We start from the raw sequence: 12578 nt of genomic DNA, 5'->3' as shown, positions 1-12578 counted from the left end.
CGGGCCCGGTCAGACCTTTCCGAGGATGTCGGCGACGAAGATCAGCGTCGCGCCGCCGGGGATCCCGCCCTGAGGGGAGCCCTGGTCGCCGTAGCCCTGGTCCGGCGGGATGACCGCGATGACCTGGGATCCGACGGGCTGGCCGATGAGGGCGTCGGCGAATCCGGCGATGACTCCGCCCTGGGTGGTCGAGCCGTCGGCGGCCGTGAAGACGGCGGGAGCGCCCTTCTCCCAGCTGGAGTCGAACACCTTCCCGTCGCTCCACTGCCAGCCTGTGTAGGCCACGACGACCTGGTCGCCCTCGGCGACGACGTCGCCGTCGCCCTTCTTGAGCTGGGCGATGCGGAGGTCGGTCGGCGCGTCACCGGAGGGCTTCGCGAGCCCCGGGCGTCCGTCGTCGCCGAGCGTCACCGTCGGGAAGCCGTCGGGCGCGGGCTGGGCGGCGCCGTTCGCGCGGGCCAGCGAGGCCTCACGGACGTCCGCGACGAGCACGAGCGTGTCGTCCTCCGAGATGCCGAGCTGCGACGAGGACTGGCCGAAGCCGTCCTCGGGGGCGATCGCGATGGCGACGCGCGAGCCGACCTGCGTGCAGAGGAGGCCCTCGTTCAGGCCGACGAGCCCGGCTCCGCCGACGCCGAAGCGGGCGGTGCTCGACCCGTCGTAGGGCGAGGTCTCGAGGACCGTGCCGTCCGCTCCGTTGACCAGGGTGTAGTCGATGGTGACGAGCTGGCCCTTCTCGAGCGGTGCGCCCGAGCCCTCGATGAGGGTGCTGACCTGCGTGCCGTCCGCCTTCAGCGGCGTCGGGACGCTGACGTCCGGCTTCGCTCCGAAGTCGCCCGTGGCGCTGACCGCCGCCGAGGAGTCGCCGGAGGAGAACGGAGCGTCGCAGTCCGCCTGCGAGGAGGACGCGGTGCATCCGGTGAGAGCGGCGACGATGCCGATGCCGGCGATGAGCGCGGTGGTCCTGCGCACGGGTCCTCGATTCGAGTGAAGGGGAGCGGTGACGCCCGGGGTGGAGACGGCCCGGAGGCCGGGAACAGCTTAGAGGATGCCCTCGTCGTCGGGCTCCGCGGTCTCCTCGCCGAACCCGCGGGCCCGGGAGAGCTCGGCGCTGGTGGCGGACTCGCGGACCCGCTTGCGCAGGCTCTTGGGGCTCACGGCGCGCTCGCCGAGCGCGCCGGGGGTCCAGGCCTCCACGTCCTCGTCGCTGAAGTCCGTCTTCGACGGGCGACGCTTGAGCTCGGGGAGCACGGTGTCCGGAGCGAGCCGGCGAGCGGTGATGAGGAAGCCGGTGTGGCCGATCATCCGGTGGTCCGGCCGGACCGCGAGGCCCTCGACGTGCCAGCCGCGGACCATGGTCTCGTTCGACGACGGGTTCGTGAACAGGCCCGAGGCGCGGATCGCCTCCGCCGTCCGCGAGAGCTGCGTGACGGTGGCCACGTAGCAGAGGAGCACTCCCCCGGGCGTGAGAGCCTCGGCGGCGACGTCGAGGCACTCCCAGGGCGCGAGCATGTCGAGCACGACGCGGTCGGCCTCGCCGGACGGGACCGTGCCGGGCAGCGCCTCGACGAGGTCGCCGACGGTGACGCTCCAGTTGTCGGGCGTGTAGCCGAGGAAGGTCTCGATGTTCGCCCGTGCGACATCCGCGAACTCCTCGCGCCGCTCGAACGACGACAGCCGGCCGGTCGGACCCACCGCCCGCAGCAGCCAGAGCGAGAGCGCGCCGGAGCCGACACCGGCCTCGACCACGCGGGCGCCGGGGAAGACGTCGGCGAGGGCGAGGATCTGGGCCGCGTCCTTCGGGTACACGATCGCCGCGCCGCGGGGCATCGACATCACGAAGTCGGCGAGGAGAGGGCGCAGCGCGAGGTGCTCGACGCCGACGGTGTTGGTCACCACCGAGCCGTCGGGCAGCCCGATCACCGTGTCGTGCTCGATGCCGCCCCGGTGCGTGTGGAACACCTTGCCGGGAACGAGCGTGATGGTGTTCATCCGCCCCTTGGGTCCCGTCAGCTGGACGCGGTCCCCCGCGCGGAAGGGTCCGGAATGCTGCAGTGCCTCACCGGTCATCGGCGGGCCTCCGTCTCGGTCGTGGCCGGGCCGGAGCCGCGGTGCTCGGAGGACAACGTCGCGAGGTCCGCGACGGTGCGGCCCGCGAGAGTGGGCCAGAGGGCGTAGGGGGCGGCGGGATCCAGCTCCAGCTGGTGCGGGACGCCGATCGCCGCGGCTCCGGAGGCGACGGCCGCGCCGAGGCCCGTGAGGGAGTCCTCGATCGCGACGCATGCGGTGATGTCGACACCGAGGGTGCTCGCGGCGAGGAGGTACGCCTCGGGGTGGGGCTTGCTGCGCTCGACCATGTCGCCGCTGACGACGGCGGCGAAGGCGGGGAACGGGATCCGGTCCACGACGGCCGCGGCCATCCGCGAGATCGACATCGTGACCAGCGCCTGCGGCACACCCGCCTCGGACACCGCGTGCAGCAGCTCGAGCGCGCCCGGTCGCCACGGGATGCTCACGGCCAGCTGGTCGACGACCTCGTCGGTCATCCGGTCGATGATCGCGTCGACGGAGAGGTCGACGCCCTTGCCCTGCAGGATGCGGGCGGCGGCGGGCAGGCCCGAGCCGACGAGTCCCATCGCGTCCTCGTGGGTCCACACTCCGCCGAAGGAGGAGACGAGCGCGTGCTCCGACGCCATCCAGTACGGCTCGGTGTCGACGAGCGTCCCGTCCATGTCCCAGAGGACGGCGGCGGGGGCGGACGCTCCTCCGAGCGGCTCGGAGGACAGCGGCCGGGCGGAGGTCTCGGGAGTCACGAGCGACCATGGTACCGGCAGGGCCGCGCCCCTCCCCGGCCGCGGGCCGAGAGCGAACAGCGCGGCCGATCCCGCCGGACGGGACGGGCGCGGCCGGGGGCGGTCCTATCCTGGACGGAGGGACAGGCGCGGTGTGCGCTCCCCGCACATCGAGCCGAACGCGGAGATCCTGCCTATGAACGTGATCACGGGGAACGTCCTGGTCGTGGCCTTCGAGGGCTGGAACGACGCCGGGGACGCCGCCAGCGGCGCGCTGCGGCTGGTCAAGGACGCCGGGGAGTACGTGCCCCTCTTCGCCGTCGACGCCGAGCAGTACTACGACTTCCAGTACACCCGCCCCATGCTCTCGATCGGCGAGGACGGCCGCCGCAGCCTCGCCTGGCCCGGCACCCAGATCTTCGGCCCGGCCGACACCTCGGTCGACGCCGAGAGCGCGCTGTACCTCATGATCGGCACCGAGCCCTCGCGCAGCTGGAAGAGCTTCGCGGCCGAGGTCGTCGACGCCATGCTCGCGATAGACATCTCCGCCGTCGTCTTCCTCGGCGCGATGCTCGCCGACGTCCCGCACACCCGGCCGATCTCCATCTTCGCCTCGAGCGAGAACGCGGAGCTGCGGAGCTCGTTCGAGCTCGAGCGCTCCAGCTACGAGGGGCCGGTCGGCATCCTCAGCGTGATCGGCGAGGCCGCACAGAAGGTCGGCATCCCCGCCGTCTCGATCTGGGCCTCCGTCCCGCACTACGTGCACAACGCGCCCTCGCCCAAGGCGATGCTGGCGCTGCTCGAGAAGCTCGAGGAGGTCGTCGGCCTGGCGATCCCCCGCGGCGACCTCGTCGAGGAGGCGGAGGAGTGGGAGCGCGGCATCGACGCCCTCGCCGCCGAGGACGAGGAGATGGCGTCGTACATCGCCCAGCTCGAGCAGGCGCGCGACACCGTCGACTCGCCCGAGGCGAGCGGCGAGGCGATCGCCCAGGAGTTCGAGCGCTACCTGCGCCGCCGCGGCGACGGCCGCTCCGGCGAGGAGCCCTGGCGCCCGTAGCCTCCGCCGGCGCCCGCTCGTCCGAGACGGTCGTCGATCACGGGACCGCTCCCGGCCGCCCTGACGGGACTCGCCCACGACGGGACTCGAGCCTTACGGGACTCGAGCCTGACGGGGTTCAGGCCGGGCGCACCCCGAGCAGGGCGTCGACCGCGTCGCGCAGGAGCGACGGGTCGTCCACGCCCTCGGTCAGTGCGGCGTCGACGACGGCGAGGGCGGCCGGAGTGCCGAGGTCGTCGGCCAGCGCCTCGCGCAGCTGCGCCAGCACCTCGAGCGCCGAGCGCGGTCCGACGGCGGCGAGGGCCGCCTCCCAGCGCGCCAGGCGCGCCTCGGCCGACGGCAGGTCCTCGGGCAGCCACTCCCAGTCGGAGCGGTAGTGGTGCGCGAGGAGCGCGAGGCGGATCGCCCGCGGGTCCGCGCCCTCGCTCCGCAGACGTGAGACCAGCACCAGGTTCCCGAGCGACTTGCTCATCTTCTCGCCCTGGTAGGCGACCATCCCGGCGTGCGCGTAGGCGCGGGCCAGAGGACGGCCGGACAGCGACGCGGCGTGGCCGGCGCTGAACTCGTGGTGCGGGAAGACCAGGTCGCTCCCGCCGCCCTGCAGGGTGAACTCGGGTCCGAGCCGGTCGAGGGCGATCACCGAGCACTCGATGTGCCAGCCCGGACGGCCGCGGCCGACCTCGGCGTCCCAGGCGGGCTCGCCGGCGCGCTCGGCCCGCCAGAGCAGCGGATCGAGGGGGTCGCGCTTGCCGGCGCGCTCCGGGTCGCCCCCGCGCAGCGCCGAGAAGCGGGCCATCGACTCCGCGTCGAGCCGGCTCTCGCTGCCCAGGTGCCAGACGGCGCTCTCGGCCGCGGCGATGTCGTAGTAGAGGTCGCTCGCGCCCTCCTCCGCCGCGTCCGGAGCAGCGACGCGGTAGGCGACGCCGTCGCGCTCCAGGCGGGCGACCGCCTCCGCGATGGGATCCACGGTCTCGGTGACTCCGACGTAGTGCTGCGGAGGCAGGACGCGCAGGGCGGCCATGTCGCCGCGGAACAGCTCGACCTGCTCCTCGGCGAGGTCGCGCCAGTCGACACCGGTGGCCGTCGCACGCTCGAGCAGCGGGTCATCGACGTCGGTCACGTTCTGGGCGTACTCGACCGTGTAGCCCGCGTCGAGCCAGACGCGCTGGACCGTGTCGAAGGCGAGGTAGGTCGACGCGTGCCCGAGGTGGGTGGCGTCGTAGGGCGTGATGCCGCAGACGTAGAGGCTCGCGACTCCGCTGGGCGCGTCGAGCTCGACGGGGCCGGCGGTCGCGGTGTCGTGCAGGCGCGGTGCGCTCCCCCGGCCGGGCAGGGCGGGGACGTCGGCGGCGGTCCAGGCGCGCATCTAGGCGGCGATCAGGCCGGTGGCGAGCGCGACCATGAGGACGACGCCGAGGACGATGCGGTACACGACGAACGGGAGGAAGCTGCGGCGGGAGATGTAGCTCATGAAGAACGCGATCACGACGAAGCCGACCACGAACGCGACGATGGTCGCCACGAGAGTCTCGAGCCCGCCGACCTGGACCTGGTTCGGGAGCACGACCGGGTCGCTGATGCTCTTGTACAGCTGGTAGAGACCGCTGCCGAACACCGCGGGGATCGCGAGGAGGAAGGAGTAGCGCGCCGCCGCCTTGCGCTCGTAGCCGAGGAAGAGGCCCGCGGTGATGGTGCCTCCCGAGCGCGAGACGCCGGGGATCAGGGCGAGTGCCTGCGCGCCTCCGAAGATCAGGCCGTCGCGGACGCCCAGGTCGCGCAGGCGGCGCTTCTTCGCGCCGACCGCGTCGGCGATGCCGAGCAGGATGCCGAAGAGGATGAGGGTGGTGGCCACCACCCACAGAGAGCGGAGGGTCGTCTCGATCGCGTCCTGGAAGACGAGGCCGAGGACGATGATCGGAAGGCTGCCCAGGATGATGAGCCAGCCCATGCGGGCGTCCGGGTCCGAGCGCGGGATCCGGCCGACGAGGGAGCGCGCCCAGTGCGACACGATCCGCACGATGTCGCGCCAGAAGTAGATGATGACGGCGGTCTCGGTGCCCAGCTGCGTGATCGCGGTGAAAGCGGCTCCGGTGTCGCGGCCGCCGAGACCGGGCAGCAGCTCGCTGACGATCCGGAGGTGGGCGCTGGAGGAGATGGGGAGGAATTCGGTCAGACCCTGGACGAGTCCCAGGATCAGCGCGTCGAGCAGGCCCATGCGTCACTTTCGAGGAGGGCTGGGGCGTCGTCGGCCAGCAGTCGGTCGGGATCGGTCGGTGCTGACCCGGTCCGCGGCGCCGTCAGGAGCTCAGCAGGAGATCGGTCAGGACCTTCCTGCCAAACACTAGTGCGTCCAGTGGAACGCGCTCGTCGACCCCGTGGAACAGCGCCGGGAAGTCCAGGGACGACGGCAGCTGGAGCGGCGCGAACCCGTATCCGGTGATGCCGAGCGTCGAGAGCGCCTTGTTGTCGGTGCCTCCGGAGAGCAGGTACGGGAGGACCTCGGCGCCCGGATCGAACCGGCGGATCGAGGCGGCCATGCTCTCGACGAGGGGGCCGGCGAAGGGCACCTCGAGTCCGATGTCGCGGTGCTGGACGAGGATCTCGACGTGCTCGCCCGCGAGGACCTTCAGCCGCTCGAGCACCGCGTCCTCCTCGCCGGGGAGGACGCGCACGTCGATGGTGGCGTCCGCGGTGTCCGGGATGACGTTGGCCTTGTAGCCGGCCGACAGCATCGACGGATTGGCGGTGGTGCGCAGCGTCGCGGCGATGAAGCGCGAGGCGGTGCCGGTGGCGAGTGCCAGCTCCTCCGGAGTGCTGCGCTGAGGGTCGTGGCCGAGCAGGCGGGCGACCTCGTCGAGCAGCTCGCGCGTGGTGTCGGTGAGGCGGGTGGGCCACTCCTCGCTTCCGATGCGGGCGATCGCCTGCGCCAGCCGGGTGACGGCGTTCTCGGAGTTGATCTGCGAGCCGTGCCCCGCCGTGCCGTGCGCGCGGAGGGTCAGCCACATCAGCGCCTTCTCGCCCGTCTGCACGAGATAGGCCCGCTTGCCGGCCAGCTCGATCGAGTAGCCGCCGACCTCGCTGATCGCCTCGGTCGCTCCGGCGAACAGCTCGGGCCGCTCACGGGCCAGGAATCCCGATCCCCGCACACCGCCCGCCTCCTCGTCGGCGAAGAAGGCGATGACGAGGTCGCGGGAGGGGCGCCTCCCCTCACGGAGGATGTCGCCGAGCGAGGCGAGGATCATCGCGTCCATGTTCTTCATGTCGACCGCGCCGCGGCCCCAGAGCATGCCGTCCTTGATCTCGCCGCCGAACGGGTCGACGCTCCAGTTGTCGGCGATGGCGGGCACCACGTCGAGGTGCCCGTGGACGACGAGGGCGCCGCGCTCGCGGTCCTCCCCGGCGACCCGCGCCACGACGCTCGTGCGTCCCGGGTCGGAGTCGATCAGCTCGGGCTCGAGGCCGAGGTCGCGCAGCTTCGCCGCGACGTACTCCGCGGCCGGGCGCTCCGGCTCCGCCTTCCCGTCGCCGTAGTTGCTGGTGTCGAAGCGGATGAGATCGCGCGCGATGAGCGCCGTCTCGTCGAGGGTGCTGTCGGTCACGGGCGCGCTGTCGATGCTGTCGGACATGCGGGCAACGGTACCGGCGCGGGCTCGACGGCGCGCGGAGGACGGTGGGCCGGGAGGTGGCGTGAGAGGCCCCGGAACCGTGCTAATGTCTTCTTCGGCCGCGGAAACGCAGGTCGAAGGAAACACTCGTCCGGGTGGCGGAAATGGCAGACGCGCTAGCTTGAGGTGCTAGTGCCCGTATAGGGCGTGGGGGTTCAAGTCCCCCCTCGGACACACTGATCGGAACCCCTCGTCTCTCCTCGGAGAGGCGGGGGGTTCCGTCGTTCCCGGCACCGTCCGCTCCTCGCGCCGGCGGGAAAGATGCTGTGGTCGGAGAGAGCAGAAGCCCCGCTCTTTCCCGAAGAGGCGGGGCGTCTCCTGCAGTAAACGGGCGCTCCTGCAGTAAACGGGCGCTCCTGCACCGCAGGGGCGCTCCTGCACCGCAGGGGCCCTCCTGCACAGACCGTGCCTCGGCGTCAGACGCCTGCTGTCGCCGGCGACCAGCCGAGAGCCGGAGCGATCGATTCCACGACAGTGCGCAGGAGCCGCGCGTTGTACTCGACCCCGAGCTGGTTGGGAAGGGTGAGCAGCAGCGTGTCCGCCTCCTGCACGGCGGCGTCCGCAGCGAGCTCGGCGGAGACGGCGTCCGGCTCGCCCGTGTAGCTGCGGCCGAATCGGGCGCGGACGCCCTCGAGGGTGGCGACCTGGTCCTGCTCGCCGCGGCCGCCGAAGTACAGCCGGTCGAGATCGGTCGTGATCGGAAGGACGCTGCGCGACACGGAGACGCGCGGAGTGCGCTCCCAGCCCGCCTCGCTCCACGCGTCGCGGTACTCGCGGATCTGGCGGGCCTGCAGCTCGTCGAAGGGCACGCCCTCCTCCTCCAGGAGCAGGGTCGACGACTGCAGGTTCATGCCCTGCTCGGCTGCCCAGCGCGCGGTCGCGAAGCTGCCGGCACCCCACCAGATCCGGTCCTCGAGGCCGGGCGAGCGCGGCTCGATCGAGAGCGGGAGCGACTGGCGCGTCATCGCCGGATCCGACTGCGCGACCGGCGCTCCGGCGAGCGCCTCCCGGAGGATGCGCACCTTCTGCCGGGCGAGGTCGGGGTCGGTCATCCCCTCCGGGGGGACGAAGCCGAACGCCTCGGACCCGCGCAGGGCGGTCTCGGGCGATCCCCGGCTGACCCCGAGCTCGAGCCGGCCGTCGGAGATCAGGTCGGTGGCGGCCGCCTCCTCCGCCATGTAGAGCGGGTTCTCGTAGCGCATGTCGATGACCCCGGTGCCGATCTCGATGCGGCGGGTGCGCGCGGCGATCGCCGCCAGCAGCGGGAACGGCGAGGCGAGCTGCGGCGCGAAGTGGTGCACCCGGACGTAGGCGCCGTCGATGCCGATCTCCTCCGCCGCCTCCGCGAGCTCGATCGTCTGGAGGAGGACGTCGCGAGCCGAGCGGGTCTGAGACCCGGGGACGGACTGGTAGTGGCCGAAGGAGAGGAAGCCGATGCGCGAGACCATGCCTGCCTCAGCGCTCGGGGGTCCCCCGCTATTCCCGGAGGGTGTGCACGGCGGACGCCGAACCGCGACAGCGCTCCCGAGGAGTCCTCAATACACGTATGGTGGTCGCGTGCCCGCTGATCGGGGCGGAGAGGGGTCGTCGTGGAGCCGATGGTCGGTCGCCTCGGGGCGACTCTCGGGGTCGCCATGCAGACGATCAGCGGGTCGCAGGTGCAGGCATGCGCTCTCCGTCCGCAGCGGAACCGGTCGCCCGGTCGCGTCTCCGCGTCAGTGCGCCTCGAAGTCGGCGGAGACCGAGGCGGTGACCTCGATGTCCTCCGGCTTGAGGGCCAGCGGCTCCTCAGGAGAGGAGAACGCCTTGGCGCGGCTCATCATCGCCGAGCCGCCCTCGATGCGCGTGTGCGGCCGCAGTCCCGGCTCGAAGAGGGTCAGCACCCGCACCTCGGTCAGGCCGAGGGCCGCCGCATAGGCCTCGGCCCGCTCGCGCGCGTCGCGCACGGCAGCGGTGCGGACCTCGCGCTCGATGCCCGCCCGTCGCGCCGCCGTCACGTCCCAGTCGATCCCCGAGATCTGGATCCCCGGCACCTCCGAGATCGAGCCGACCCAGCGCCCGAGAGCCGCGAAGTCCCGGTACTTCACCCGGACCCCGGCGGCCGCGACATGGAACAGCTGCGTGACGTCCGAGTCCTTGATGTACCGGCGGATCGAGGAGACCGAGATCTGATCGGAGGACCACCAGGTGGCGGCGCCGGACGCCTGCTCGGCGGCCGCCTCCTCACGGACCCGCGCGTGCAGGGCGGTGACCTCGGCGAGCGCCTGGGGTCGGGATCGCGACTCGCGCCGGATCTCGAGGCGGACGGTGCCCCGCTCGGCGGGGTGGAAGTGCTGGGCGAGACCGGCGACGGTGATGGTGACCATGGCCCCATGGTGCCGTACGCACCCCGTCAGCTCCGAGCGGCGAGCATCTCCCGGATGCGGTCGGCGAGGGCCCGCTCCGTCGTCAGGTTGCTGACCAGCTGGGCTCGGTGCCCCCCGCAGGCGCCTGGGAGGGGATCTCCGGTGCTCGGGTCGACCCGGCCCAGCAGTGCCCGCTCCCCCTGGGCGATCGAGGCCTCGAGCAGGGCGAGCCGCCGCTCGAGCCGCTCGATCTCGAAGCTCTCGGGCGTGATGTCGGACTCGCGGAAGTGGCCGGCTGTGGAAGTGGGGACGCTCATCGATGATCCGTTCCGTCGGGGGCGCCCAGGAGCGGCGCCATCACCAGGAAGACACCGGAGAACGGCGATCATGACGCGAAGGCGCGAAATGCACTGAGACGTGGCGCGCCACCGGCGGTCAGGAGCGGAAGACGGCCAGGTTCTCGTTCTCCACGATGGCGAGGGTGCGGACGAGGCGGGTGTAGCGCTCGACGAGCTCGCCCTCCCCCGCGCCCTGCCCCAGCAGGGCCGAGATGCTCTCGGCGGGGAAGAGGGAGACGATCTCCATCGCGACGGCCCGAGCGTGCTCGGAGGAGAGAGTGCGCGCGTACTCCAGAGCGCGGGTCAGCTGCGGCCTCTCCTCCCCCTCCGGACTCGCCGACGGCGCCGTCGTGGCGGCATGGCCGAGGACCGCCACGAAGACGCGGGCGATCTCGTCGACCCGGAGTGCGCGGACCAGGGTCAGCAGACGCGAGGAGACGCGGGAGACGCCGCGCGCGAGGAGCTCTCCGCTGAGGGCGCGCACCTCGATCACGTCGCCGCCGCCGAACTCGCCGGAGACGCGCTTGATGCCAGAGGCGAACAGGCTCGAGCCGGCTCCGATGCTCCGCTCGGCCTCGAGGTTGATCTCGACGCGGCCGCGGCCGGTGGCCACTCCGGAGATCCAGCGCTGCTCCACGGGCGGATGCGCGTGCACGGCGCGGACGAGGGTGCCCGGGCCCGGCCCTCCCAGGGCGCCCAGGATGACCTCGGGGGTGCGCGCCCCGGCGATCCTGGTCGAGACGCCGTTGTGCGCGGCGAGCTCGGCGGCCCGCAGCTTGGAGCGGATGCCCCCTCGGCCGGTACCGCCCTTCTGCACGCCGATGCGGCGCAGCTCCGAGATGCCCAGCTCCTCGAGGTGCACGCCCTCGGCGATGCTGCCGGCGAAGACGCCGGGGACGTCGGTGAGCAGCAGCAGCAGGTCCGCGCCGAGGAGCATCGCCAATCCGCCGGCGACGCCGTCGTTGTCCGAGCCGGCGGAGTCGATCGTGTCGTTGCCGTTGACCACGGGCACGACTCCGGCGTCGAGGGCGTGGCGGATCGCCTCGGCGACGTGTGCCATCTGCCGGGGAGAGGCGAGGTCGGACTCGCCGATGAGGATCTGCGCGACCAGGGCGCCCGAGAGCTCGGCCACCGAGCGGTAGAAGCCCATCAGGACGGTCTGGCCCACCGCTGCCGCCAGGCGGGCGCTGATCGGCTCCTCCTGCGAGCGGGCGAAGAGCGCCCGGCCCGAGGAGACGGCGCCGGAGGAGACCAGCACGACGTCCCAGCCCAGCGCGCGGGCGGCGAAGGCGCTCTCGAGCGCGCTGGCCAGGAGAACGGGATCCGGACCCGACTGCTTGGTGACCGAGCTGGACCCCATCTTGACCACGAGGGTCCTTCTGCGCGGCGCGGCCGGGGCGGTGGCGTCGGAGTCGGCGGGGTCGAGCAGGGCGTCGGACATGGCTCCCATGGTAGAGGCGCGGCAGGAGGCCCTCCCTCGCCGAGACCCGGTGGAGAACGCCCCAGGACGGGGATGTCGGAGGCGGATGCGAGACTGCCCGGGACGCCTGGAACCTCCTCCTCAGTGCGCCTCGCCGGGCGGTCGCGGAAGGGTCCGAGCGGCTCGCCGGTGGATGTCGGTGGCGATTGACATACTCGAACACATGTTCGAACATGGGCAGATGAGCCCCCCTTCATCCCTCGTCTCCGCGGAGACGGCCGAGGCCGCAGAGCCCCTTCTGCGGCAGCTCGCGTCGGTGAAGGAGCTGCAGTCCCGCATCCGGGACATGCAGGCGACCACTCTCGAGACCAGGAGCCTCGCCACCCTGCCGGCCTTCTCCTCCGTGCTCCCGGGCGGCTCGCTCAAGCAGGGTGCCGCCTACTCGGTGGAGGGCTCGATGAGTCTGGCGATGGGGCTGCTCGCCGGCCCGTCCGCCGAGGGCTCGTGGTGCGGCGTGGTGGGCGTCCCGGAGTTCGGGGCCGAGGCCGCGGCCGGCATGGGGATCGACCTCGAGCGCCTGGTGCTCGTGCCCGCACCGGCCGAGCACTGGCTCACCGTCACCGCCGCTCTGGTCGATGTGCTGACCGTCGTGCTCACCCGTCCGCCCGCCTCCGTCTCCTCGGCCGACGTCTCGCGTCTGGGAGCACGACTGCGCCAGCGGGGTGCCGCGCTCGTGATCCTCGGCGAGTGGCCCCAGGCCGAGGCGCGGCTCAGCATCCGCAGCAGCCGCTGGGAGGGGCTCGGCGACGGCCACGGCTACCTGCGCTCCCGGGAGGCGATGGTCGATGTGGTCGGCCGGGCCGGCACCCGGGTGCGCACGGTGCGGATGAGCATGCCCGGCGTCGAGAGCGCCTTCGGCTCCCGGGTCGAGCACGGCCGCCTGCACGAGCGGGCGGTCTGA

The 12578-nt window shown here is 72.5% G+C and carries 12 protein-coding genes and 1 tRNA gene; 3 read left to right on the top strand and 10 right to left on the bottom strand.

The features are described from left to right. Positions 1–9: 9 nt before the first annotated feature. The 3 genes from C5C36_RS02140 to C5C36_RS02130 all read right to left on the bottom strand — a co-directional run bounded on the left by C5C36_RS02140 (position 10) and on the right by C5C36_RS02130 (position 2813). Positions 10–972 (bottom strand): FKBP-type peptidyl-prolyl cis-trans isomerase, encoded by a 963-nt coding sequence (locus tag C5C36_RS02140; RefSeq protein WP_104222014.1) that lies wholly within the window; start codon positions 970–972, stop codon positions 10–12. Positions 973–1041: 69 nt separating this feature from the next. Further along, the gene (locus C5C36_RS02135) at positions 1042–2070 is read right to left on the bottom strand and encodes a tRNA (adenine-N1)-methyltransferase (RefSeq protein WP_104222012.1); all 1029 of its coding nucleotides are present in this window, start codon (positions 2068–2070) and stop codon (positions 1042–1044) included. Beyond that, positions 2067–2813: an HAD family phosphatase gene (locus C5C36_RS02130; RefSeq protein ID WP_258064119.1), complete on the bottom strand. Its 747-nt coding sequence runs from the start codon at positions 2811–2813 to the stop codon at positions 2067–2069. The genes C5C36_RS02135 and C5C36_RS02130 overlap by 4 nt, the downstream gene beginning before the upstream one ends. A gap of 175 nt (positions 2814–2988) precedes the next feature. Between C5C36_RS02130 and C5C36_RS02125 the strand changes: the two genes are divergently transcribed. After that, the gene (locus C5C36_RS02125) at positions 2989–3849 is read left to right on the top strand and encodes a proteasome assembly chaperone family protein (RefSeq protein WP_104222142.1); all 861 of its coding nucleotides are present in this window, start codon (positions 2989–2991) and stop codon (positions 3847–3849) included. A 118-nt stretch (positions 3850–3967) separates the two neighbouring features. Here C5C36_RS02125 and mshC read toward each other — a convergent pair whose 3' ends face one another. The 3 genes from mshC to C5C36_RS02110 all read right to left on the bottom strand — a co-directional run bounded on the left by mshC (position 3968) and on the right by C5C36_RS02110 (position 7475). After that, complete coding sequence (mshC, locus tag C5C36_RS02120) at positions 3968–5215, bottom strand: cysteine--1-D-myo-inosityl 2-amino-2-deoxy-alpha-D-glucopyranoside ligase (RefSeq protein ID WP_104225264.1); 1248 nt, start codon at positions 5213–5215, stop codon at positions 3968–3970. Then, positions 5216–6064 carry an undecaprenyl-diphosphate phosphatase gene (locus tag C5C36_RS02115; protein ID WP_104222008.1) on the bottom strand — a complete coding sequence of 283 codons (849 nt, stop codon included), beginning with the start codon at positions 6062–6064 and terminating at the stop codon, positions 5216–5218. Positions 6065–6146: 82 nt separating this feature from the next. Next, positions 6147–7475: a M20/M25/M40 family metallo-hydrolase gene (locus C5C36_RS02110; RefSeq protein ID WP_181068004.1), complete on the bottom strand. Its 1329-nt coding sequence runs from the start codon at positions 7473–7475 to the stop codon at positions 6147–6149. A 128-nt stretch (positions 7476–7603) separates the two neighbouring features. On the opposite strand from C5C36_RS02110, the gene C5C36_RS02105 reads away from it, so the two are divergent. After that, positions 7604–7688: transfer RNA gene (locus C5C36_RS02105), tRNA-Leu, on the top strand. A 242-nt stretch (positions 7689–7930) separates the two neighbouring features. Here the strand turns inward: C5C36_RS02105 and C5C36_RS02100 are convergent. From C5C36_RS02100 to proB, 4 genes are all read right to left on the bottom strand, one after another. Continuing rightward, positions 7931–8962: an LLM class flavin-dependent oxidoreductase gene (locus C5C36_RS02100; protein WP_104273062.1), complete on the bottom strand. Its 1032-nt coding sequence runs from the start codon at positions 8960–8962 to the stop codon at positions 7931–7933. Between the two features lie 267 nt (positions 8963–9229). Further along, complete coding sequence (locus C5C36_RS02095) at positions 9230–9880, bottom strand: SIMPL domain-containing protein (RefSeq protein ID WP_104222004.1); 651 nt, start codon at positions 9878–9880, stop codon at positions 9230–9232. Positions 9881–9906: 26 nt separating this feature from the next. Further along, positions 9907–10176: a hypothetical protein gene (locus C5C36_RS02090; protein ID WP_104222002.1), complete on the bottom strand. Its 270-nt coding sequence runs from the start codon at positions 10174–10176 to the stop codon at positions 9907–9909. Between the two features lie 118 nt (positions 10177–10294). Then, on the bottom strand, positions 10295–11638 hold the full coding sequence (proB, locus tag C5C36_RS02085) for a glutamate 5-kinase (RefSeq protein ID WP_181065651.1): 1344 nt from the start codon (positions 11636–11638) through the stop codon (positions 10295–10297). A gap of 220 nt (positions 11639–11858) precedes the next feature. On the opposite strand from proB, the gene C5C36_RS02080 reads away from it, so the two are divergent. Then, entirely contained in the window at positions 11859–12578 is a 720-nt protein-coding gene (locus C5C36_RS02080; RefSeq protein WP_104273061.1) for a hypothetical protein, read from the top strand.

The organism is Rathayibacter sp. AY1G1 (genome assembly GCF_002932095.1).
In the GTDB taxonomy this organism is placed as follows: Bacteria; Actinomycetota; Actinomycetes; order Actinomycetales; family Microbacteriaceae; genus Rathayibacter.
The sequence above is the reverse complement of the archived record's forward strand: the minus strand, read 5'-3'. Positions and strand labels throughout refer to the sequence as shown.

Coding starts and splice junctions, on each gene's coding strand:
- proB (WP_181065651.1), bottom strand. CDS start 11,638: ATGTCCGACGCCCTGCTCGACCCCGCCGACTCCGACGCCACCGCCCCG.
- C5C36_RS02090 (WP_104222002.1), bottom strand. CDS start 10,176: ATGAGCGTCCCCACTTCCACAGCCGGCCACTTCCGCGAGTCCGACATC.
- mshC (WP_104225264.1), bottom strand. CDS start 5,215: ATGCGCGCCTGGACCGCCGCCGACGTCCCCGCCCTGCCCGGCCGGGGG.
- C5C36_RS02100 (WP_104273062.1), bottom strand. CDS start 8,962: ATGGTCTCGCGCATCGGCTTCCTCTCCTTCGGCCACTACCAGTCCGTC.
- C5C36_RS02115 (WP_104222008.1), bottom strand. CDS start 6,064: ATGGGCCTGCTCGACGCGCTGATCCTGGGACTCGTCCAGGGTCTGACC.
- C5C36_RS02125 (WP_104222142.1), top strand. CDS start 2,989: ATGAACGTGATCACGGGGAACGTCCTGGTCGTGGCCTTCGAGGGCTGG.
- C5C36_RS02110 (WP_181068004.1), bottom strand. CDS start 7,475: ATGTCCGACAGCATCGACAGCGCGCCCGTGACCGACAGCACCCTCGAC.
- C5C36_RS02135 (WP_104222012.1), bottom strand. CDS start 2,070: ATGACCGGTGAGGCACTGCAGCATTCCGGACCCTTCCGCGCGGGGGAC.
- C5C36_RS02095 (WP_104222004.1), bottom strand. CDS start 9,880: ATGGTCACCATCACCGTCGCCGGTCTCGCCCAGCACTTCCACCCCGCC.
- C5C36_RS02080 (WP_104273061.1), top strand. CDS start 11,859: ATGAGCCCCCCTTCATCCCTCGTCTCCGCGGAGACGGCCGAGGCCGCA.